Annotated in this window: 19 protein-coding genes; 9 read left to right on the top strand and 10 right to left on the bottom strand. The window is 76.1% G+C overall.

All coding sequences use genetic code 11. The features are described from left to right. Positions 1-108: 108 nt before the first annotated feature. Both FKM96_RS11085 and FKM96_RS11080 read left to right on the top strand, forming a co-directional pair. Positions 109-1,119, top strand: coding sequence for an ATP-binding cassette domain-containing protein (locus tag FKM96_RS11085; protein WP_147795279.1), 1,011 nt, complete (start codon positions 109-111; stop codon positions 1,117-1,119). After that, entirely contained in the window at positions 1,116-1,958 is an 843-nt protein-coding gene (locus FKM96_RS11080) for an ABC transporter permease (protein ID WP_147795278.1), read from the top strand. Before FKM96_RS11085 ends, FKM96_RS11080 begins: the two co-directional genes overlap by 4 nt. A 39-nt stretch (positions 1,959-1,997) precedes the next feature. On the opposite strand, the gene FKM96_RS11075 is transcribed toward FKM96_RS11080, so the two are convergent. Beyond that, a complete protein-coding gene (locus tag FKM96_RS11075) occupies positions 1,998-5,267 on the bottom strand; it encodes a BTAD domain-containing putative transcriptional regulator (protein WP_147795277.1) in 3,270 nt (1,089 codons plus the stop codon). Between the two features lie 28 nt (positions 5,268-5,295). Next, the gene (locus tag FKM96_RS11070; protein WP_147795276.1) at positions 5,296-6,873 is read right to left on the bottom strand and encodes a methyl-accepting chemotaxis protein; all 1,578 of its coding nucleotides are present in this window, start codon (positions 6,871-6,873) and stop codon (positions 5,296-5,298) included. Between the two features lie 298 nt (positions 6,874-7,171). On the opposite strand from FKM96_RS11070, the gene upp reads away from it, so the two are divergent. From upp to FKM96_RS11055, 3 genes are all read left to right on the top strand, one after another. Further along, on the top strand, positions 7,172-7,807 hold the full coding sequence (gene upp / locus FKM96_RS11065; protein WP_147795275.1) for a uracil phosphoribosyltransferase: 636 nt from the start codon (positions 7,172-7,174) through the stop codon (positions 7,805-7,807). Positions 7,808-8,081: 274 nt separating this feature from the next. Next, on the top strand, positions 8,082-8,393 hold the full coding sequence (locus FKM96_RS11060) for a hypothetical protein (RefSeq protein ID WP_147795274.1): 312 nt from the start codon (positions 8,082-8,084) through the stop codon (positions 8,391-8,393). 414 nt (positions 8,394-8,807) lie between these two features. Then, positions 8,808-9,473, top strand: a complete 666-nt coding sequence (locus tag FKM96_RS11055; RefSeq protein ID WP_147795273.1) for an NAD(P)H-binding protein — start codon at positions 8,808-8,810, stop codon at positions 9,471-9,473. Positions 9,474-9,602: 129 nt separating this feature from the next. Here FKM96_RS11055 and FKM96_RS11050 read toward each other — a convergent pair whose 3' ends face one another. The 7 genes from FKM96_RS11050 to FKM96_RS11020 all read right to left on the bottom strand — a co-directional run bounded on the left by FKM96_RS11050 (position 9,603) and on the right by FKM96_RS11020 (position 16,895). Next, complete coding sequence (locus FKM96_RS11050; RefSeq protein ID WP_147795272.1) at positions 9,603-9,902, bottom strand: DUF1540 domain-containing protein; 300 nt, start codon at positions 9,900-9,902, stop codon at positions 9,603-9,605. Between the two features lie 180 nt (positions 9,903-10,082). Continuing rightward, entirely contained in the window at positions 10,083-12,443 is a 2,361-nt protein-coding gene (locus FKM96_RS11045; RefSeq protein WP_147795271.1) for an HAD-IC family P-type ATPase, read from the bottom strand. 30 nt (positions 12,444-12,473) lie between these two features. Beyond that, entirely contained in the window at positions 12,474-13,754 is a 1,281-nt protein-coding gene (locus FKM96_RS11040) for a YihY/virulence factor BrkB family protein (RefSeq protein ID WP_147795270.1), read from the bottom strand. A 93-nt stretch (positions 13,755-13,847) separates the two neighbouring features. Next, a complete protein-coding gene (locus tag FKM96_RS11035) occupies positions 13,848-14,420 on the bottom strand; it encodes a TetR/AcrR family transcriptional regulator (RefSeq protein ID WP_147795269.1) in 573 nt (190 codons plus the stop codon). A gap of 3 nt (positions 14,421-14,423) precedes the next feature. After that, the gene (locus tag FKM96_RS11030) at positions 14,424-15,008 is read right to left on the bottom strand and encodes a sugar O-acetyltransferase (protein ID WP_147795268.1); all 585 of its coding nucleotides are present in this window, start codon (positions 15,006-15,008) and stop codon (positions 14,424-14,426) included. 97 nt (positions 15,009-15,105) lie between these two features. Next, complete coding sequence (locus FKM96_RS11025; RefSeq protein WP_210417254.1) at positions 15,106-16,155, bottom strand: zinc-binding dehydrogenase; 1,050 nt, start codon at positions 16,153-16,155, stop codon at positions 15,106-15,108. Between the two features lie 110 nt (positions 16,156-16,265). Then, positions 16,266-16,895: a Type 1 glutamine amidotransferase-like domain-containing protein gene (locus FKM96_RS11020; RefSeq protein ID WP_147795267.1), complete on the bottom strand. Its 630-nt coding sequence runs from the start codon at positions 16,893-16,895 to the stop codon at positions 16,266-16,268. Positions 16,896-16,980: 85 nt separating this feature from the next. On the opposite strand from FKM96_RS11020, the gene FKM96_RS11015 reads away from it, so the two are divergent. The 4 genes from FKM96_RS11015 to FKM96_RS11000 all read left to right on the top strand — a co-directional run bounded on the left by FKM96_RS11015 (position 16,981) and on the right by FKM96_RS11000 (position 19,212). Further along, entirely contained in the window at positions 16,981-17,343 is a 363-nt protein-coding gene (locus tag FKM96_RS11015) for a PadR family transcriptional regulator (protein ID WP_147795266.1), read from the top strand. Then, complete coding sequence (locus FKM96_RS11010) at positions 17,336-18,091, top strand: hypothetical protein (RefSeq protein WP_147795265.1); 756 nt, start codon at positions 17,336-17,338, stop codon at positions 18,089-18,091. The genes FKM96_RS11015 and FKM96_RS11010 overlap by 8 nt, the downstream gene beginning before the upstream one ends. Before the next feature lie 80 nt (positions 18,092-18,171). Then, positions 18,172-18,807 carry a DedA family protein gene (locus FKM96_RS11005; RefSeq protein ID WP_246854936.1) on the top strand — a complete coding sequence of 212 codons (636 nt, stop codon included), beginning with the start codon at positions 18,172-18,174 and terminating at the stop codon, positions 18,805-18,807. 99 nt (positions 18,808-18,906) lie between these two features. After that, a complete protein-coding gene (locus FKM96_RS11000; protein ID WP_246854935.1) occupies positions 18,907-19,212 on the top strand; it encodes a hypothetical protein in 306 nt (101 codons plus the stop codon). A 222-nt stretch (positions 19,213-19,434) separates the two neighbouring features. Here the strand turns inward: FKM96_RS11000 and FKM96_RS10995 are convergent, their stop codons facing one another. Further along, positions 19,435-20,259 carry a TIR domain-containing protein gene (locus tag FKM96_RS10995; protein WP_147795263.1) on the bottom strand — a complete coding sequence of 275 codons (825 nt, stop codon included), beginning with the start codon at positions 20,257-20,259 and terminating at the stop codon, positions 19,435-19,437. Positions 20,260-20,645 lie beyond the last annotated feature (386 nt).

Below are 20,645 nucleotides of genomic sequence, written 5' to 3'. Positions count from 1 at the left end.
GACCTCACCCGCGCTCACGCCCTCCCGCGAGCGGTGTCAGCGGGACGTGAGCGCCGTGTGAGCGGGGCGCCGGAGAGTGGTCGGCGTCAACCAGGGAGGACCACCACCATGACCACATCCACCGGCGGCAGCACGTGGGCCGTCGAGGCCCGCGGGCTCGTCAAGACGTTCGGCGACAACCGCGCGGTCGACGGCATCGACCTGCAGATCCGGACCGGGGCCGTCTACGGCTTCCTCGGCCCGAACGGCGCCGGCAAGACCACCACCATCCGCATGCTCGCGACGCTGCTGCGCCCGGACGCCGGCACGGCCACCGTGTTCGGCCGGGACGTCGCCCGCGAGGCGCAGGCCGTGCGGTCGCTCATCGGCGTCACCGGCCAGTACGCCTCGGTCGACGAGAGCCTGTCCGCCACCGAGAACCTCGTGCTGTTCGCGCGGCTCCTCGGCCTGTCCCGCGCCGACGCCCGGCGCACCTCCGCGGCCCTGCTCGACGAGTTCGGCCTGGCCGAGGCCGCCGCCCGCCCGCTGAAGAACTTCTCCGGCGGCATGCGCCGGCGCCTGGACCTCGCGGCCTCGCTCATCGCGCAGCCGCCGCTGATCTTCCTGGACGAGCCGACCACCGGCCTCGACCCGCGCACCCGCCTGCAGATGTGGGACACCGTGCGGCGCCTCGTCGCCGGCGGGTCCACCGTCCTGCTCACCACCCAGTACCTCGACGAGGCCGACCAGCTGGCCGACCGGATCGCCGTGATCGACCGCGGGCAGCTCGTGGCCGAGGGCACCGGCACGGAGCTCAAGGCCTCCGTCGGCACCTCGCGGCTGCAGATCGGGCTGGCCGAGGCCGCCGACGAGCCCGAGGCGCTGCGGATCGCCCGCTCGGTGCTCGGCGTCGAGCCGACCCGCGCGCCCGACGGCCGGCTCTCCGCGCCCGTCCCCACCGCCGACTCCGCCGGGGACCTGCTGGTCGCCCTGCGCTCCGCCGGCATCCCGCTGCACGACATCGCCGTGCAGGAGCCCACGCTCGACGAGGTGTTCCTGACGCTGACCGGGCACGCCTCCGCGGCGCCCGCGCCCGCCGACGACACCCAGGCCCGCGACCTCGAGGAGGCCCGCGCATGACCACGCTCACCCCGACCCGGCCGGCGCGCCCGGCGGTCGACCCGCAGGCCCTGGCCCGCGCCGCCAGCAACCGCGTCACGCTCGGCGCCACCGTGCGGCAGTCGTTCTCCATGGGCTGGCGCGGGCTGCTCAAGGTCCGCCGCACGCCCGAGCAGCTGTTCGACGTGACGCTGCAGCCGATCCTGTTCACGCTGATGTTCACGTACATCTTCGGCGGCGCGATCGCCGGGGACGTGCAGTCCTACCTGCCGTTCTTCATCCCCGGCATCCTCGTGCAGACGGTCATCACCACGTCCGTCGTCACCGGCGTCCAGCTCCGCGAGGACATGGACAAGGGCGTGTTCGACCGGTTCCGGTCGCTGCCGATCGCCCGGATCGCCCCGCTCGCCGGCGCGCTGCTCGCCGACACCATCCGCTACCTCATCGCCACGACCCTGACGATGGTCATGGGCCTGATCATGGGCTGGCGGCCGGACGGCGGCGCCGTCGGCGTGGTGACCGCGGGGCTGCTCGTGATCGTCAGCGCGTGGGCGCTGTCCTGGATCTTCGCGTTCTTCGGCGTCATCGCCCGGTCCGCGTCGTCGGTGCAGGGCATCTCGATGATCGTGCTGTTCCCGCTGACCTTCGCGTCGAACGCGTTCGTCCCCGCGGACACGCTGCCCGGCTGGCTGAAGTCGTTCGTCGACGTGAACCCGGTGTCGCACCTGGTGACGGCCGCGCGCGACCTGACGGTCGGCAACGGGATCACCGCGGACGCGGGCTGGGCGCTGCTCGGGGCGGCGGTGGTGGTGGCGGTGTTCGCGCCGCTGACGGTCCGGGCGTACATGCGCCGGGCCTGACCGCCGGCGCGCGGCGGGAGGACGGGGGCGGGCCCGCGATCAGGCCGCGCCCACCCCCGCCGCGCGCAGCAGCGCGAGCGCGCGCAGGACGTCGTCCCCGTGGCCGAGCGCCGCGGCCGCCGCCCGCGCGCGCTCGACCGCGTCCGCGCCGTACCGCCCCGCCGCGAGCGCGAGGTGCGGCGCCAGCACCCCGCACGGGAAGTCCTGCCGGGCGCCGACCCGCTCGGCGAGCGCGAGCAGCTCCAGCCCGCCCGGGTCCTCGGGCGCCACGGCCACCCGCCAGGTCCCGACCCCCGTGAGCAGCGTGCCGAGCACCGGCCGGTCGGTGAACCCGGCCCGGCCGGTGAGGTCGTCCTCGCGGATCGACCGCACGGCGTCGGCGAGCGCCGGCTCGTCGGCCCGGCCCTCCAGCACGTGCGCGGCGAGGCTCGCCCCGACGGCCACGAGCAGCCAGGGTCCGGAGCCGTCCCGGCCCGAGGTGCGCGCCAGCAGCGCCCGGTACCGGGCGAGCCCGCGCGCCACCTCGCCCCGGCCGCGCTCGGCCTCCGCGAGGCCGAGGCCGGACATCACCTCGGCATCCCGCACGTCGGTCGTCGCGCGGGCGACGTCCTCGAACACCCGCTCCGCCTCGTCCCACTCCCCCAGGCCGAGCAGCGTCACGCCGTACACCTGCTCCAGGCTGTCCTCGAACGCCTGCACCATCAGGTCGCGGTGCGTGATCTGCGGGGCGGCCAGCGCCGTCCGGGCGGCGGTCAGCCAGTCCATCGCCTCCCGCGGGCGCAGGCTCTGGCTGTACGCGCCCGCCAGCGACACCGCGGCCATGACGGCGGTCCACGGGTCGTCGGTGTCGACCGCGAGGTGGTAGGCCTCGCCCGCGTACCCGATCGAGGCCTCGACGTCCGAGTCGTTCTCGGCGAGCGACCAGGACGCCAGCAGGCCGAGCCGCCGGCTCGGCAGGTCCGTCGACCCCCGCGCGTCCTCCAGCAGCCGGACCAGCGCGGCGGGGTCGGCGAACCGCTCGACGGCGTCGGCCAGCATCCGCGCCACGGGGCGCAGGCCGCCGGCCGCGGCGGCGCGGCGCACCGCCAGCCGCGCGCGGGCCCCGGCCCGCAGGTCGCCGAACATCAGCTCGGTCCCCGCGAGCAGCGCGAGCGCGAGGACGGCGGGCTCCGGGTCGCCGTCGGGCACCCAGCCGTCGGTCGCCGCCAGGACACCGCGCTGCACGTCCTGCAGCTCGTCGTGCGCGCCCTGCAGCATCCACCGGAGCCCCACCACCGCGAACAGCGCCAGCACCGCGTCCGGGCGGCTGGTGCCCTCCGCGAGCTCCCGCCGCAGCAGCGCCACCAGGTTGTCGTGCTCGACGTCGCCGACCGGGTCGAGCAGCACCCGCTCCGGGCTCCCGGCGCGGTGGACGATCCCCGACGCGACGTCCCGGGCCCAGCCCAGGACGGCGTCCCGCAGCCGGTCCCCCTCGCCGAGCGCCTCGACCTCGCGCTGCCCGAACTCGCGGACCGTCTCGAGCATCCGGTAGCGGACCTCGCCGGTCCGCGGCTCCTCCTCGACCCGGAGCAACGACTGCGCGACCAGCGCGTCCAGGTCGTCCAGCACCGCCGGCTCGTCGGACTCGCCGGCGACCACCGCGAGCGCCGCGGGCAGCCCGAAGCCGTCCGGCAGCACCGCGGCGCGGCGGCACAGGGCCCGCTCCCGCTCGGTGAGCAGGTCCCAGGACCACGCGATGACCGCCCGCAGCGTCCGGTGCCGCTCCGGGGTGCCCGCACCCCCGGACACCAGCAGCGCGAACCGGTCGGACAGCCGGCGCTCGACCTCGACGACCGTGAGCGAGCGGGTCCGCGCGGCGGCGAGCTCGATCGCGAGCGGCAAGCCGTCCAGGCGGGCGCACAGCCGCTCGACCACGTCCGGGGGCAGCGTCACGCCCGGGCGGACCGCGGTCGCGCGCTCGGTGAACAGCCGGACCGCCGCGCCCGGGCCGCCGTCGTCGTCGCGGGTCGGCAGCGGGTCGAGCGGGTGCACCCGCTCCCCCGGCACCCCCAGGGGCGCGCGGCTGGTCGCCAGCACCTGGACCCCGGGCAGCGTGCCGACGACGTCGGCGACCCAGGTCGCGACGCCCTCGAGCACCTGCTCGCAGTTGTCCAGCACCAGGAGGGTCGGCTGCTCGCCGAGCCGGTCCAGCACACGCTCGGCCAGCGGCCGCATCCGCTGGTCCGCCACGCCGGCGCGCCGTGCCGGGCCCTCGGGCACCTGGAGCGCGCCCGCGAGCGCCGGCAGCACGTCCGGGTCGTCCCGGACCGACGCCAGCTCGGCGACGTAGACCGCGCGGGCGCCGCCCGCCGCGCGCCGGGCGACCTCCTGCACCAGGCGGGTCTTCCCGAGGCCGCCGGTGCCGAGCACGGTCACGACCGGCGCGGCGCCGAGCAGCGCCTCGACCGCGGCGACGTCGGCGTCCCGGCCGATGAGCGCGTTGGGCGCGACGCGGAGCCCGTGGGCGGCGGGGGCGGGGCGGGCGACCGGCCGGTCGGCGAGCGAGGGCGGCGGCGCGGCCCCGTCCAGCAGCTCCAGGTGGAACGCCGCCACCTCCGGCGCCGGGTCGGTCCCGAGCGCCTCGCGCAGCCGCTCCCGGTAGGCGCCGAACGCCGCGACCGCCTCGGTGCTCCGGCCCGCGGCGTGCAGCGCGCGCATCCGCAGCAGGTGCGCCCCGTCGTCGAGCGGCGCGAGCGCGAGCAGGTCCTGGGCGGCCGCCAGCGCCCCGCCGTCGCCGAGGTCGAGGAGTGCGGCCGCCCGGACGCGCAGCAGGTCGCGGCGCAGGCCGTCCGCGCGCGTGGCCAGGGCGGCCACCAGGTCGGGGGCCGTCGCGCCGGCCCCGGGCTCGCCGTCCCAGAGGTCGAGCGCGGCCCCCGTGCCGGCGGCGGCCGCGAGCGCGTCCCCCGCCGCCAGCGCCGCGCGCCCCGCGTCGAGCGCGTCCGCGGCCCGGAGCAGGTCCACCGCCCCGCGGGCGACGCCGAGCACGTAGCCCGCGGCGGTGGACGCGAGCAGGCCCGGGTGCGCGCCGCGGAGCCGGGACACCAGCGTCTGGAGCGCCGCGCGGCCCGACGCCGGCGCCCCGTCCGGCCAGGTCTCGTCCACCGCGCGGGCGCTCGACAGCCCGCGCGGCTCGAGCGCGAGCGCCAGCAGCAGGTTCGCGCCCAGGCCGGCCACGGGCAGCAGCGCGCCGTCGGGGCCGGCCGCGCGGACCTGGCCGAGGACGGCCAGCCGCAGCGGCTCGGCCGCGGGCTCGGGCGCAGGACCAGGCACCGCGGCAGTCTAGGTCGCGCGCCGCCACTCAGAAGGTGAAGGCGGCCACCCGGGTGCGCAGGTCCTCCGAGGTGCCCGCGAGCCCGCGCACCTGGGTGTCGACCTGGCCGACCACGGACGCGACGTCGGCGGTGGCGTCGGTGAGGCCGGTGAGGTTGGCCGCGATCTCCCCCGAGCCGGCCGCGGCCTCCGCCACACCGCGGCTCATCTCCGCCGTCGTCGCGGTCTGCTCCTCGACGGCGGACGCGATCGCGACCTGGAAGTCGTTGATGTCGCCGATGATCCGGGCGATCTCCCCGATCGCCGTCACGGCCTGGTCCGAGTCGGCCTGGATCGCCTCGACGCGGCGCGCGATGTTCTCGGTGGCCTTCGCCGTCTCCTGCGCCAGCTCCTTGACCTCGCCCGCGACGACCGCGAACCCCTTGCCCGCGTCGCCCGCCCGGGCCGCCTCGATCGTCGCGTTCAGCGCGAGCAGGTTGGTCTGCTCCGCGATCGTGGTGATCACCTTGACCACGTTGCCGATCTCGGTCGAGCTGGTGCCGAGCTGCGCGACCGTGCCGTTCGCCGTCTCCGCGACCTCCGTGGCGTGCGCCGCGACCCGGGCCGCCTCGTTCGCGTTCTGCGCGATCTCCCGGATGCTCGCGCCCATCTGCTCCGCGCCGGCGGCGACCGCCTGCACGTTCCGCGAGACCTGCTCGGCCGCCGCCGCCGTGACGCCGACCTGCGCGCTGGTCGCGTCGGAGCCCGCGCCCACCCGGGTCGAGGCCGAGGACAGCGCGGCGACCGCGCTCCCCACCTCGTCGGTGGTCCGGACCACGCCCGCGAGGGTGTCCCGCACCGCGGCCTGCGCCACGTCGAGCGACGCCGCGAGCCGGGCGAGCTCGTCGGACCCGCCCAGGTCGCAGGACCGGGTCAGGTCGCGCGCGGCGATCCCGTCGACGACGTCCTCGAGCGCGGCGAGCCGGCTGCGCACCCGGCGCCCGAGCCCGAGCCCCAGGCCCAGCGACAGCACCGCGCCCACCCCGATCAGCGCGCCGACCTCGACGGTGGTGCGGGTGCTCGTCGAGGACGCGGCCTCGATGGAGGCGTCGATCGCGCCGTACGCGTCGCCCAGCAGCACGCCCAGGGCGTCGGTCAGGTCGGCGTTCGCCGCCTGGTACCGCTCGGTCACGGGGGCGATCTCGGCGGGCGGCAGCGCGGACAGGTCGTCCAGCACGATCTGGCGCACCACGCCCCACTGGGTGCCCACCTCGTCGAGCGCGGGCTGCTGGTCGGCCGGGATCGCCAGGCCCTGCAGCGTCGCGAGCGCGGCGTCGGCCGCGGCCACCTCGGCGTCGCGGTCCTGCTCGGCGGTGGGGTTCACCTCCGGGGCCAGGGTCAGCGCGGTGTTGTAGGCGACGGCCCCCTTGATGCCCGACTGCAGCTCCCCGGCCGCCTGCACCAGCTCCACCTGCGTGTCGCGCAGGTCGGCGAGCGTGCCGCGCTGCTCCGCGAGGGCCTGCAGGCCGACGACGCCGGCCGCACCTCCCGCGACGACGGCGACGGCCACCGCCCCGACCATCGTGGTCGCGAGCGAGCGGCGGAGCGGGGTGGCGTGACGGTCCATGTCGAGGCCTTCCTCCTTCAGGGGGTACAGCAGGAAGGTTCGACCGGCGAGGGCCCGTCCTGAGGGGTTCGGCCGGATGAATGCGCAGGTCAGAGGCACTTTGTGCCCTCAGCGCATGCGGCCGCCCGGGCCCTGCTCGGGACCCTCGTCGGTCCCGGCGCCCGCGGCGTTGGGTGCGCAGCGGCGACGGTGCAGGCAGGGGGCTGCGCCGTCGCCGCGCGCTGCCCGCCATCGTGGTCCCCGTCACCCCGCGCCGACCGGGACGTCGGTCCCGGGGCGCGCACGGTAGGTTGAGCCCATGCGCCTGCACGTCGCCGACCACCCGCTCGTCGCCCACAAGCTGTCGGTGCTCCGGAACAAGGACACGTCGTCCCCCACGTTCCGCAAGCTCGTCGACGAGCTGGTGACCCTGCTGGCGTACGAGGCGACCCGCGAGGTCCGCACCGAGCCCGTCGAGGTCGTGACCCCTGTGGCCACCACCACCGGCGTGAAGATCGCCGAGCCGCTGCCCCTCGTGGTCCCGATCCTGCGCGCAGGCCTCGGCATGCTCGACGGCATGACCCGCCTCATGCCGACCGCGGAGGTCGGGTTCCTGGGCATGCAGCGCGACGAGACGACGCTCGAGGCCATCACCTACGCCAACCGGCTGCCGGAGGACCTCACCGGCCGGCAGTGCTTCCTGGTCGACCCGATGCTCGCCACGGGCGGCACGCTGGTCGCGGCGATCGACTACCTGTTCGCCCGCGGGGCCCGCGACGTGACGGCGGTCTGCCTCCTCGCGGCGCCCGAGGGCCTCAAGGTCGTCGAGGACGCCGTGGGCGACCGGGGCGACGTGACCGTCGTGGTCGCGGCCGTGGACGAGCGCCTGGACGAGAACGCGTACATCATCCCGGGCCTCGGCGACGCGGGCGACCGGCTGTACGGCGTCGTCTGACGCCCCGGACGGGGCGGACGCCCCGTCCCCCGCGCCGAGGTCATCGGGTCTCGGCCGCTGAGACCGCGCGCGGAAAGCCCTTGGCCCCGGGCGCGGCCGCTGCCACCATCGGGGGCGTGAGCCTCCACCGACGCCCGACCGACGCCTCCCCGGCGTCCGTCGGCGTACGCCCGGGAGCGCCCCGCACGCGCTGTTGGTCCTGACGCCCCGCCGTCCCCCGACCACCACCCCGGCCGCCGCTCGCTGCGGCCCCCGCGCACCCCCGGAGATCCCCGTGGCACGTCACCGCACCCCCGCACCCCCGCCCGCCCCCGCGCCGCCCCGCGGCGACGGCGCCGCCGACCGGGCCGGCTTCGTGCTGTACGTCGGCCTGCAGGCCGACTCCCCGGCGCTGGACGCCGCGCACGCCGCCGACCTGGCCGAGGTCGCCGAGGCGCTGCGCGACCTCGCGCGCGACCTGCTGCCGACCGCCGAGACCTTCACGGCGCTGTCCCTGGTGCCCTCCGGGCGTGAGGACGACGTGCAGAGCATCCGGCGGCGGCTCGCCGGGCTGCAGCCGCTCGAGGCCGCCGCCGGGACCGCCTGACCCGGCGCACGCCCCGCGCCCGAGCACCCAGCCGCCCGCACCGCCGGGCCCCGGGGCAGCACCTGGGTGCCCACCCGGTCGCGCGTCCTACCCCTCAGTCCGCGCCGGTTCACCACCCAACGAGGCCCGAGATGCTACTCATCGGTCGTCGAACGGGTGTCGATCGGGCCTAGCGTGAGCAGTGCGACGACCACCGCGGACCGGTCCCCCGGGACCGACCACCGCAAGGTCCCGCAGCCGTCCGGCGTTCGCCCCCCTGGCGTCGGACGGCACTGGCCGGCCCCCGGTCCGAGCACGACATGGCCCCCTGCCACGGGCCGGGGACCGGCCACCTCGACGTGCGGTGCCACCGGCGCCGCACGCGCGGCCCGGGCAGCGGGTGCGGCGCCCGGGCCGCGCTCCTACCGTGGGGGCATGCGCATCGCCATCGCCGGAGGCCACGGTCAGATCGCCCGCCGACTGAGCAGGCTGCTCGCGGAGCGGGGTGACACGCCGCTCGCGATCGTCCGGAACCCGGACCACGTCGCCGACGTCGAGGCGGACGGCGCGACCGCGGTGCTGCTCGACCTCGAGTCCGCGGGCGTCGACGCGCTCGCCGCGCAGCTCGCCGACGCGGACGCCGTCGTGTTCGCGGCGGGCGCGGGCCCGGGCAGCGGGGCCGAGCGCAAGGACTCCGTCGACCGGGGCGCCGCGGCGCTGCTCGCCGACGCGGCCCAGCAGGCCGGGGTGCGGCGCTACCTGCTCGTGTCGTCGGTCGGCGCGGGCGCGGAGCCCCCGGCCGGCACCGACGAGGTGTTCGCCGCGTACCTGCGCGCCAAGACCGCCGCCGAGGACGACCTCCGCGGCCGGGACCTCGACTGGACGATCCTCCGCCCCGGCGGCCTCACCGACGACGCCGGGACCGGGCACGTGCGCCTGGGCGCGGAGGTCCCGCGCGGGCAGGTGCCGCGCGACGACGTGGCCGCCGTGCTGGTCGGGCTGCTGGACGAGCCCCGCACGGCGGGCCTGGTGCTCGAGCTGTCCGAGGGCGCGACCCCGCTCGCGGCGGCGGTCGCCGCCGCGACCGAGCGCGAGGACTGACCCGGTTCCCGCGACCTCCCCCGCTCCCCCGGTGGAAGGTCGTGACGGACACGCCGTCGGCGTGTCGGGCACGACGTTCCACTGTCGCGGCGCGCATCGCGGCCCGGGGACGGGCGCCGCCCGGTCGGATCAGGCCGGGGCGTAGGTGAGGCAGTCGGCCAGGTCGTGGCCGGCGCCCACGCGCACGGCGTCCGCCGCGCAGGTCAGGTGCTCGTTGTGCGTGCAGTCCGTGCGCTGGCAGGCGCCGACGTGCGAGACGACGCGGTCGAGCCCGCCCTTGACGTTGAGCGGGATGAACGTCGCGCACTTCGCGTCCCCGGCCGAGCCGGCGATCGTGATGGCGGCGGCGCTGCACGCGTGCTCGTGGTTGTACGAGCACCCGTCGACGGAGCACTCGGAGACGGGGGGCTGGTCCATGAGGGTGCTCATCGCGGGACCTCCGGGGTCGGTGGGGGCGTGCCTGTCCTGACCCGGCCGACGGTAGGCCGCGGATTTCCGCGCGTCTAGAAAGGAAGGCCTGGCTTACCGGCGAAACCGCACGTCAGGGCGACGACATACGTCGAGAAAAGTGCCCGACGTGAGGGTCGGCTGCATTTCTCAACACCGTCGTCACCTATTTCCGCCAGGCCCGGTCCGCCGCAGCAGCGCCGCGGTCACCCGGCGCAGCAGCACCCCGACGACGGCCGCCGGCACCGCCACCGCCCACACCCGCGCGTCGGTGGGGTCCAGGACGAACAGCCGCTGCCCGAGCGGCGTGCCGACCGCGAGCGCCATGCCCAGCACCATCGCCGCGACCAGCCCGACCTTCCAGGGGCGCAGCGGCCGGGCCACCTCGACGAGCACGTCGAACGCCGTGAGCACGAGAGCGAGGAACGCGGCCGTGGCCGTCAGGACGTGCGTGGTCTGGCCGTCGCCGATGACCGCGCGCGCCGCGACGTACGCCCCGTAGGTCGCCGCGGCCACCGCTACGCCCCCGGGGACAGCGGCGGTCAGCACGCGCCGCACGAAACCGGGCCGGGCGGCCTCCTGGTTGGGCGCGAGCCCGAGGACGGTCGCCGGGATGCCGATCGTGAACCAGGCGATGAGCGTGACGTGCCGGGGCAGCAGCGGGAACGGCACCGCGCTGACCGCGACGACCAGCGCCAGCAGGATCGAGTACACCGTCTTGGACAGGAAGAGCGTCGCGACCCGCTCGATGTTCGCGATGACCCGCCGGCCCTCGGCCACCACGTGCGGCAGCGTCGCGAAGTCGCTGTCGAGCAGCACGATCCGCGCCACCGCCCGCGCGGCCGGGCTGCCGTTGCCCATCGCCACGCCGACGTCGGCGTCCTTGAGCGCGAGCACGTCGTTCACGCCGTCGCCGGTCATCGCCACCGTGTGCCCGCGCGCGGTCAGCGCCCGCACCAGCCCGCGCTTCTGCTCCGGCGCGACCCGGCCCAGCACGACGGCCCGCTCCGCGGCGTCGGCGAGCGCCTCCTGCTCCTCCGGCAGCTCGCGGGCGTCCAGCACCGCGCCGGCGGGCAGCCCCACCTGACCGGCCACGGCGGCGACGGCGTTCGGCGCGTCGCCGGAGACGACCTTCACGGCCACCTGCTGCCGCGCGAAGTACGCGAGCGTGCCCGCGGCCTCGGGGCGGATGCGCTGGTCGAGGACCACGAGCGCGGCGGCGCGGCGACCGGCGGGGAGCGCCGCCGCGTCCGGCGCACCGTCCAGGCCGGCCAGGGCCAGCACCCGGCGGCCCTGCCCGGCCTCCTCTGCGACCCGCCCGAGCGCCGGGTGCCCGGGCGGCAGCAGCACGTCCGGCGCGCCGAGCGCCCAGGACCGGCCGTCCGCGGTCTGCACCGCGGCCCAGCGGCGGGCGGAGGAGAACGGCACGACGGCGGCGGTGGCCGCGGGCGCCCGGTCGCCGACGTGCTCGACGACCGCCCGCAGGCTGGCGTTCGGCCGCTCCTCGGCGGCGCCCAGCGTGGCGAGCGCGGTCGCGACCTGCTCCGGGGCGAGCGCCGGGTCCAGCACCTCGACCGACCGGACCCGCATCCCGTCCTCGGTGAGCGTGCCGGTCTTGTCGAAGCACACCACGTCGACCCGGGCGAGCGACTCCATCGCGGGCAGGTCCTGCACCAGGCACTGCCGGCGGCCGAGCCGGATGACGCCGACCGCCATCGCGACGCTCGTCATCAGCACGAGGCCCTCGGGCACCATCGGCACGACGGCCGCGACCATGCCGCGCAGGGCGTCGCTCGGGGCCTGGTCGTTGATCCACAGCTGGTTGACCACCGTGAGCGCCGCGACCGGCACCAGCGCCCAGGTGATGTAGCGCAGGATCCGGTCGATGCCCGCGCGCAGGTCCGACGACGGCTTCTTGAACGCGGACGCCTCGCGGGACAGCCGGGCGGCGTACGCGTCCTCCCCGACGCGGCTCGCGCGCAGCACCCCCGCGCCGGCCACCACGACGCTGCCCGACAGCAGCCGGTCGCCGGGCGCGGGGAGCACCGGCTCCGACTCGCCGGTGAGCAGGGACTCGTCGACCTCGAGTCCCACCGTGCCGACCAGCTCGCCGTCGACCGGCACCTGGTCGCCCGCGGCCAGCCGGACGAGGTCGTCGACGACGAGCTCGGCGGGGTCGAGCTCCACGACACCCGCGGCCCTCTGCACCGTCACCGGCGACCGGTTGAGCAGCGCCAACCGGTCCAGCGTCCGCTTGGCGCGCACCTCCTGGATCATGCCGGCGGCGCTGTTGACGACGATGAGCAGCCCGAACAGGCCGTCGAGCAGGTGGCCCGTGCTCAGCACCACGAGGAACAGCACCAGGTAGATCGCGTTGACCCGGGTGAGGGTGTTGCTGCGCACGATCTCGGCCAGGCTGCGGCTGGTGCCGGTCTCGACCCGGTTCACGTCGCCGCGGGCGACCCGCTCGCGGACCTCGTCCGCCGTCAGCCCGCCGACGACCTCGGCCTCCTGGTGCACCATGCGTCGACGGTAGCCGGGATCCCGGGCCCCTCAGGCGCCGGGTGCGCCGGCGACCGGCGCGCCGGCCTCCGCGCGGCGCGCCCGAGGCCGCGCGGCGTCCACCTCGGCGTTCAGCACGCCGCCCAGCAGCACCGCGATGCTCGACAGCCAGATCCACAGCGCGGCCGCCAGGACGAGGCCCAGCATCTGCGCGGCGGCCTGGACGACGGCCGCGCTCCCGGCGTCGGCACCGGGCGTGTCCGGCACCGCCACGGCGACGTAGGCCACGAACCCGGTCGAGACCAGCAGCACGCCGAGCGTCCCGGCCACCGCGCCGGGCAGGCAGCGCCGCCAGGTGCTGACGACATTCGGCGCGTACCGGTACAGCAGGGTGAGGAACGCCCCGCCCAGCACGAGCACCGCCGGCCAGCGGAGCACCGACCAGGCCGCGCGGAACGCGTCCCCGAGGCCCAGACGCGCCGCGAGCGCGTCGCCCCCGCCCAGCAGCGGCCCGACGACGACCAGCAGGAGCACCGTCACGAGCGTGACCAGCGCGCCGACCGTGAACGCGAAACCGAGCAGGTACTGCGTCACGACGTTCTGCCGGGACTCCACGCGGTAGGCGTCGTCGAGCGCCCGCACCGCGGCGCGGAACACCCGGCTCGCCAGGTACAGCGTCACGGCGAGCGCCCCGAGGGCGAACCCGCCGCGCCGCTCGTCCAGGAGGCCGTCGACGAGCGGCGCCAGCACGTCGCTCGCCACCTGCTGCGCGAACACCGTCGCGAGGCCGTCCACGACGCTCGTGCGGATCTCGTCCACCTGCTCGTCGCCGAGCAGCGGCCGCAGGTACCCGAGGCTCGCGCCGAGCGCCGTGGCGATCGGCACCAGCGAGATCAGGGCGTAGTAGGTCATCTCGGCGGCCAGACCGGTGATCCGCACCTCGCCCGACCGCACGACCGAGCGCACCGCGAGGGAGGCGACGCCCCACCCGCGCACCGTCAGCGGGTGCCGGTCGGCCAGCGCGACCGCCCGCTGCGCCACCGGCGGGCCACCGGCGCGCCGCGCCCGGCGGCGGGCCAGGCGCGGGCGCGCGAGGCCGACGAGCCACCCCGCCGCGGCGACGGCCAGCACCCCGACCACGACCGCGACGGCGCCGGAGAGCACGGTGCGCCCCGTCCCCCCGCCGACGTCCGCCAGCCCGAGGCCGACGGCCCCCGCCGCGCACCACGCCAGGATCGTCGTCGCCGGCACGGGCAGCCGGTCCCGCACCCACGCGGAGCGCCGCGACATCACGGCGACGGCGAGGCCGGCGAGCACGAGGACGAGGAGCACGGCGGCGGCTCAGGCCCCGGCGGCCGGCGCGGAGGGCGGAGTCGTCATGCGGCGACCCTACGTCGCGGTCGTCCCGCCCGCGGCGCGCAGTCGTCAGGCGCGCACGATGCGGCGGACGGCCAGCTCGACGTCGGCGTCGTCGTGCGGCTCGTTGTCGAGCGCCCGGTGGATCGTCATGCCCTCCACCAGGGCGTCCAGGACGCGCGCCGTCACCGGGTCGAAGCACCGCTCGAGCGCCGCCCGGCTGCCGCGCATCCAGGTGTGCGTGAGGGTGCGGTAGGACGCGTCCCGGGCGGCCAGCGTGTACAGCTCGTGGGTCAGGACCAGCTCGCGCGACGTCGGGAACACGTCCTGCAGGATCGAGTCCACGACCGCGCGGATCCCGGCCTCGACGTCCCCCGCCGGGACCGCCTGCATCCGGGCGGTCACCCGGTCCGCGACCGTCTGCGCGAACCGGGTGAACGCCTCCCGGAGCAGCTCCTCGCGCCCGGTGAAGTGGTACGTCATCGAGCCCAGCGGCACGCCCGCGGCCTCGGCGACGCGGCGGTGCGAGGTGCCGTCCACGCCGTCCGTCGCGATCACCTCGATGCAGGCGTCGATGATCCGGTCGCGCCGGCCGGGGTCGACGCGACGGGTGCGGGCGGGCGCGGGCTCGGTCGACGTCATGCCTCAGATGATCTCGCGGATCACCCGGGCCGGGTTCCCGACGGCCACCACGTTCGGCGGGACGTCCTTGGTGACGACGGAGCCGGCGCCGACGACGGAGTTCTCCCCGATCGTCACGCCGGGGCACACGATGACGCCGCCGCCGAGCCAGACGTTGTCGCCGATGACGATCGGCTTCGCCGCCTCGAGCTTGTCCCGGCGCGGCTGCGGCTCGACCGGGTGGGTCGGGGTGAGCAGCTGCACGTGCGGGCCGATCTGGCAGTCGTCGCCGATCGTGATCGGTGCGACGTCGAGGGCGGTCAGGCCCATGTTGACGAACGTCCGCGCCCCGACGGTGATCCGGTCGCCGTAGTCCACGTGGACGGGCGCGCGCACGTGGGTGCCCTCGCCGACGCCGCCGAACAGCTCCGCGAGGACGGCCTGGCCGGCGTCGGGGTCGTCGGCGTACGCGGCGGCGAACCGGGCGGCGGTCTGCACCGCCTTCTTCTGGGCGGCGGCGATGGTGGGGTCGTCGGCGATGTACAGGTCGCCTGCGAGCATCCGCTCGTGGTTCGTGCGCGGGTCGCCGGCGAAGTGGTCGGTCGTCATGCGTACGATCGTACACGTCACCTGTCGCGCCGGTCCGGGACACCCGCCCCCGGGGCGGCGTCGGCGCTCGACGTCACCCCGGGGTCGGCGGCACTGATCAGGGGCGGAGCATGACCTTGAGCGCCTCGCGCGCGTCCATGGCCCGGTAGCCCTCGGCGGCGTCGTCGAGCGACAGGGTCCGGTCGAACACCCGGCCGGGCTCGATCGTCCCGTCCAGGACCTGCCGGATCGCGTCCTCCAGGTACGCGCGGACGGGAGCGGGACCGCCGTTGAGCGTGATGTTCCGGCCGAACAGCGACCCGAACCCGACCGGCGCGTCCTCGTACTGCGGGACGCCGACGCGGGAGATCACGCCGCCGGACCGCGCGACGCCGTAGGCCTGCTCGTACGCGGGCATGTGCCCGACGGCCTCCAGCACGACGTGCGTGCCCTCGCCGCCGGTCAGGTCGAGGACGCGCGCGACGCCCTCCTCGCCGCGCTCGGCGACCACGTCGGTGGCGCCGAGCTCGCGGCCCAGGTCGGTGCGCGCGGCGTGCCGGCCCATCAGGACGATCCGCTCCGCGCCGAGCTGCTTCGCGGCGAGCACGGCGGAGAGGCCGACCGCGCCGTCACCGATCACGGTGACCGACTTCCCGGGCTCGACCCGGCCCATGTGCGCGGCGTGGTAGCCGGTCAGGTACACGTCCGACAGGGTGAGCAGCGAGGCGAGCAGCGACTCGTCCGCGGCCGCGGGGTCCACGTCCGGGACCACGACGAGGCTGCCGTCGGCCAGCGGGATGCGGGACAGCTCGGCCTGCAGGCCGTTCGTCTGCGGGGTGGCGTAGAACCCGCCGTGCGGGCACGCGGTCTGGAAGCCGTCGCGGCAGATCGGGCAGGTGTTGTCGCTGAACGCGAACGGGGCGATGACGAAGTCGCCCTTCTTCACCGAGGTGACGGCCGAGCCGGTCTCCTCGACGACGCCGATCAGCTCGTGGCCCATCGACTGGCCGCGCTCGGAGGCGGGCATCGAGTGGTACGGGTGCAGGTCCGAGCCGCAGACGCACGCGCGGACCGTGCGGACGATCGCGTCGGTGGGCTGCTGGATGACGGGCTCGGGGGTCTGCTCGACGCGGACGTCGCCCGCGCCGTACAGGAAGGTGGCACGCATCGGGTGGGGGATCTCCTTCAGGAGTGGATCGGGATGCCCCTCCACCCTGCCCGCTCCGCGGCGCGGTCTCACGCCGGGAGCGGGGCCCTGTCAGTACCCCTCTCGACGGGTCAGGCCGAGGCGACGACCTTCCACCCGGGCCCGGTGATCAGCAGCGCCTCGTCGTCGCACAGCGGGACCAGCTCGTGGTCCGAGCCGTACCGGTCGAGCGTCCGGCCGATCAGCTCCAGCGGGTACGGCGGCAGCTTCCCGTCGGCGTGCGGCACCACGACCGCGTCCGTCAGCCCGAGGCCGCGCCGGTCGGTCAGGCCCGAAGCCTCGGCCGGGTCGTCCATGAGCGTCGCCGGCTCGGTGCTCGGCCCGGCGACGATCGACCCCGCGCTGGAGCCGATGTAGGGCAGCCCGCCGCGGACGCGCTCGGCGACCACCGCGTCGGCCCCGGAGGCACGCAGCGCGTCGAGCAGGGCGAACGTGTTGCCGCCGGCGACGTAGAGCGCGTCGACGCCGTCGAGGGCGTCGGCCACCTGCTGCGCCGTCGCACCGGTGAGGCGGACGTCGACCACCGCGTGCCCGAGGCCGACGACCCGGTCCCGCTCGGCGACGGCCCACGGCGCGGCCGCGTCGGCGCGGGCCGCGTCGGGGACGTAGCCGAGGGTCAGCGGGTGGTCCGCGGGCGCGCGGTCGGCGAGGAAGGCGGGCACGGCGCCGTGGCCGAGGGAGAGCAGCAGCAGGGAAGGCACGGGGGCGACGGTACGCGGTGCGGCGCGGGGCGCAGCGGTCCGCCGCTAGGTTGCGCGCCGATCTAGTCAGCCGTACGATCTAGTCGTGACCGAGGACCGGGAGTGGCCGGGCGAGTGGCTCCGCGGAGTGCTCCCCCAGGCGGTGCTGCGCGTGCTCGACGACGGGCCCACCTACGGGTACGCCCTCGCGGCGCGCCTGGCGGAGGCCGGCATCGGCGACATCAAGGGCGGCACGCTCTACCCGCTGCTCGGACGCCTGGAGGCCGCCGGCCACCTGACCGTCGAGTGGCGCGCCGGCGACGGCGGCCCGGGCCGCAAGTACTACGAGATCACCCCGGAGGGGCGGCGCCACCTGCACGACCTCGTGGGGCGTTGGCGGCGGTTCGCCGCGGTCGTGGACACCCACCTGACCGCACCGCCTCCCGGACGAGAGGACACCCGTGCCTGAGACCCACCGCCCGAGCGACGCGCAGCGGATCGCCCCCGACGTCGACCCACGCTGGGTGGACGCGTTCGTCCTCGAGGCGCGGCTGCGCGACGTCCCCGGTGACCGCATCGGCGACGCGCTGGCCGAGGTCGGCGCCCACTGCCGGGACAGCGGCGAGCCCGCGGACGTCGGCTTCGGCGACCCGACCGCCTACGCCCGCGCCGTCGCCGAGACGTTCCCCGCCCCGCGCCCGTCGTGGCTGCCGCACCTCGCGCCGCTCGTGGTCGAGATCGCCGGGATGGTCGTCGTGATCACCGCGGTGGGCGAGCTCGCCCGGGGCCGCGACGTGACCGTCACCTGGGGGCTGCTCGCCATGCTCGCCGTGCTGGTCGCGGGGTGCGGGGTGGTGGCGCTGCTCGGCGGCCGCCTCCTGGAGCTGGTCGTCCGGCGCCCCGTCGTCGCCGCGGTCGGCCTCGGCGCCGCGGCGACCGCCGTCCTCGTGCCCGCCGCCCTGCTGCTGCAGATCGACGCGCGGGTCGCCGTCCTGCCCGCCCCGGTCGCCCTGGCCGGAGGGCTGCTGCTGCTGGCCGCGGGAATCACGGCCGACGTGACCCTCGCCCGCCGCGGCCGGACGGCCGACCCCGTCGTCGGCCCGGGTCAGGAGCCGACGCCGCGCCGCATCGGCACTCTCCTGCCGTTCACGGTGCTCGCGTGGACCGCGATCGGCTGCGTCGTCGTGGGCGTCGTCGGGGCGACGACGGGGAGCTGACCCGCGAGGGAGGCGCGCGTCACCCCGGGCTCACCCGTCCGCGTCATCCCATGTCTCGCGGGCGGGCGGATACTGGACGGGTGAACCTCCTCGACCCCGGCAGCCTCCTCACGGCGTTCGGGGTCGGCGGGATCTTCGTGATCCTGCTCCTCGAGACCGGCCTGCTCGTCGGGTTCCTGCTGCCGGGCGACACGCTGCTCCTGGCCGCGGGCGTGTTCGCCGCCGGTCCCGATCCGCGCCTCCCGCTGGCGGGCGTGCTGCTCGCCGCGACCGCCGGCGCGCTGCTCGGCGCCCAGGGCGGCTACCTGCTCGGCCGCGCGGGCGGGCGGTGGGTCACCCGGACCTCCCCCGACGGGCGGCTGCACGCGGCGCTCGACCGCGCCGGCGCGATGGTCGAGCGGTACGGGACGGCGCGCACGATCGTGCTGGCGCGGTTCATCCCGGTCGTCCGGACGGTGATCAACCCGCTCGCCGGCATGACGCAGGTCCCGGCGCGCACCTTCACGGTGTGGCAGGTCGTGGGCGGCGCCGTGTGGGCGTGCGCGATCCCGCTGGCCGGCTGGGCGCTCGGTACCCGGGTGCCCGGGCTCGAGCGCTACGTCACCGGGCTGGTGGTCGTCGCGGTCGGGCTCACCGCGGTGACGAGCCTGGTGCAGTGGCTGCGGACGCGCCGCCGCGCGGGCGTCGCGACGGACGACGTCGCGGGCGGGCGGTAGCACAGCCGACCGCCCGGGGATCACGACCTTCGGGACCCGATCGCGCCTCCGGGGCCGGGAGACTCGACGGACCCACCCCCGGACGTCAGGACCGCTCGCGTGACCGCCCCCCAGCCCGACACCGCGTCGGACCCGACCGCTGCCCGCACCATGTCCGTCACCGTGGTCGCGCCCGACCGGGTGCTGCTGGCGGGACCGGCGGTGCGCGTCACGGTGCCGTCCGTCGCGGGCTCGCTCGGCATCCTCGCGCGGCACGAGCCGGTGGCGGCACTGCTCGAGGCGGGCGCGGTGCGGGTCGTGCCGGCGGACGGGCCCGAGGTCGAGGTGCACATCACCGGCGGGTTCGTGGTGGTCGACGACGACCAGGTGACGGTGCTCGTCGACGCGACGCGCGCGGCCGGCTGACCGCCCCGTCGAGCCGCCGCCGAGTGCGGGGCGCGACGGGGGGGGTTACCGGGTGACAGCGCGCTCTGGCTCCGGGTCCAGGCGATACGCCTGGCGTCCAACGCGTGCTGCCACCGGTTACGCGTCCGGAGTGGCAGATATGTCTGGACAGACCGAGGGCAGCCAGCCGATCAAGCACGGCGTACAAGCTGCGCGCGGCTCTTGCGCGGGTGGGGTTCGGCTTCAGGTGCCGCTGATCGGGTCCGGGGGCAGGACGGCCGCGGCGATCTTCTCAGCGATGACCTCGATGCTGTCACGGGCGGTCTCGAAGCCGGCGAGGTCGGGCAGGAAGCCGCTGTACTCGGCGACCTGCTCGAAGGTCACGTTGTGCAGGACGGGGATCAGCATCGGCTTGTGCAGGAGAGCGCCGAGTTCCCGCTCGGTCCAGAACCGGCCGGCGAGGTAAGCGGGGGTGAGCAAGGCGATGCCGGACCGCGCGGAGGCGAGGCCCCTGTCCATCTGACGGGACTGGCTGACACCGGGCTTGATCCCGACCTCGTCGAACCACACGTCGACACCGAAGATGTCCGTGAGGGCACGGTACAGCGCGGCACCGACCTCCTGTCCGTCGATCTGCGCGTAGCTGAGGAACGCGTCGTGCTCGCGGTCCGGCAGCTGGGCGGCGTGCTCCTGGACGCGGTCCGCAAGAGAGCGCTCAGAGGGGGTGTAAACGGGCCCGGCGGAAGCCGCAGACCGGAGCCGGCGGTTCAGCTCGCTCACCGTCGCCCGGTTACGGGCGTCGGCCTGGCGGTTCTGCGCGTTGACGCGGCTGTTGTGCGCGTTGACACGAGCGATCTCACGGTTCTGCGCGTCGACCTGCCGCTGGACCGCGGCGTTGTGCTGCCGCACCCGCCGATTGTGCTCGTCGATGGCGCGCTGGTTCTGGCGGTTGACGCGGTCGACCTCGGCTTGCAGCTGCCTGACGGCGCGCTGCTGAGCCATTCGCGCGCGCTGCTGAGCGGCGCGCATTTGCGCCTGCAGCTGTGCAGTGTTGATCCTCGTGGCCATGGGCGTGAACTCCGGTTCCCGCACCCAACCAGCTGGCCGGGGTGTGACGCACCGCCGGTTGACGGCGCGCCCCTCCCCCGGCGTAGTGTCAACCCGTTCCGCCAAGAACCAGGACGACCCCGCGCCGGCCGTGACCCGTATCGGTCAACGGTTGACCGGGGTCGTCGTGCGTTAGCGGTCAGGACGCTACACCTGGGGTCTGACACGACAAGCGGCCACAACCAGTTGTGTTACGCCGTGGTAGTTCTATCCACAAGCACACGAGCACCCGTCCACAGCGCATGACCCGCGCGCCTGCGCTTCCCGCGGGTCGCGCCCGGCATCCGAACGCGTGTCCATCCACAACCCGAGCCGTCCGCCGGTCGACCCCGCTGACGACGACGCCC

Origin of the sequence: Cellulomonas sp. Y8 (genome assembly GCF_008033115.1) — a bacterium.
Taxonomy (GTDB): domain Bacteria; phylum Actinomycetota; class Actinomycetes; order Actinomycetales; family Cellulomonadaceae; genus Cellulomonas.
The sequence above is the reverse complement of the archived record's forward strand: the minus strand, read 5'-3'. Positions and strand labels throughout refer to the sequence as shown.

What these genes read in the sequence shown, in the direction of transcription:
- FKM96_RS11085 (WP_147795279.1), top strand. Translation starts at nt 109, where the DNA reads ATGACCACATCCACCGGCGGCAGCACGTGGGCCGTCGAGGCCCGCGGG.
- FKM96_RS11080 (WP_147795278.1), top strand. Translation starts at nt 1,116, where the DNA reads ATGACCACGCTCACCCCGACCCGGCCGGCGCGCCCGGCGGTCGACCCG.
- FKM96_RS11070 (WP_147795276.1), bottom strand. Translation starts at nt 6,873, where the DNA reads ATGGACCGTCACGCCACCCCGCTCCGCCGCTCGCTCGCGACCACGATG.
- upp (WP_147795275.1), top strand. Translation starts at nt 7,172, where the DNA reads ATGCGCCTGCACGTCGCCGACCACCCGCTCGTCGCCCACAAGCTGTCG.
- FKM96_RS11055 (WP_147795273.1), top strand. Translation starts at nt 8,808, where the DNA reads ATGCGCATCGCCATCGCCGGAGGCCACGGTCAGATCGCCCGCCGACTG.
- FKM96_RS11050 (WP_147795272.1), bottom strand. Translation starts at nt 9,902, where the DNA reads ATGAGCACCCTCATGGACCAGCCCCCCGTCTCCGAGTGCTCCGTCGAC.
- FKM96_RS11045 (WP_147795271.1), bottom strand. Translation starts at nt 12,443, where the DNA reads ATGGTGCACCAGGAGGCCGAGGTCGTCGGCGGGCTGACGGCGGACGAG.
- FKM96_RS11035 (WP_147795269.1), bottom strand. Translation starts at nt 14,420, where the DNA reads ATGACGTCGACCGAGCCCGCGCCCGCCCGCACCCGTCGCGTCGACCCC.
- FKM96_RS11030 (WP_147795268.1), bottom strand. Translation starts at nt 15,008, where the DNA reads ATGACGACCGACCACTTCGCCGGCGACCCGCGCACGAACCACGAGCGG.
- FKM96_RS11025 (WP_210417254.1), bottom strand. Translation starts at nt 16,155, where the DNA reads ATGCGTGCCACCTTCCTGTACGGCGCGGGCGACGTCCGCGTCGAGCAG.
- FKM96_RS10995 (WP_147795263.1), bottom strand. Translation starts at nt 20,259, where the DNA reads ATGGCCACGAGGATCAACACTGCACAGCTGCAGGCGCAAATGCGCGCC.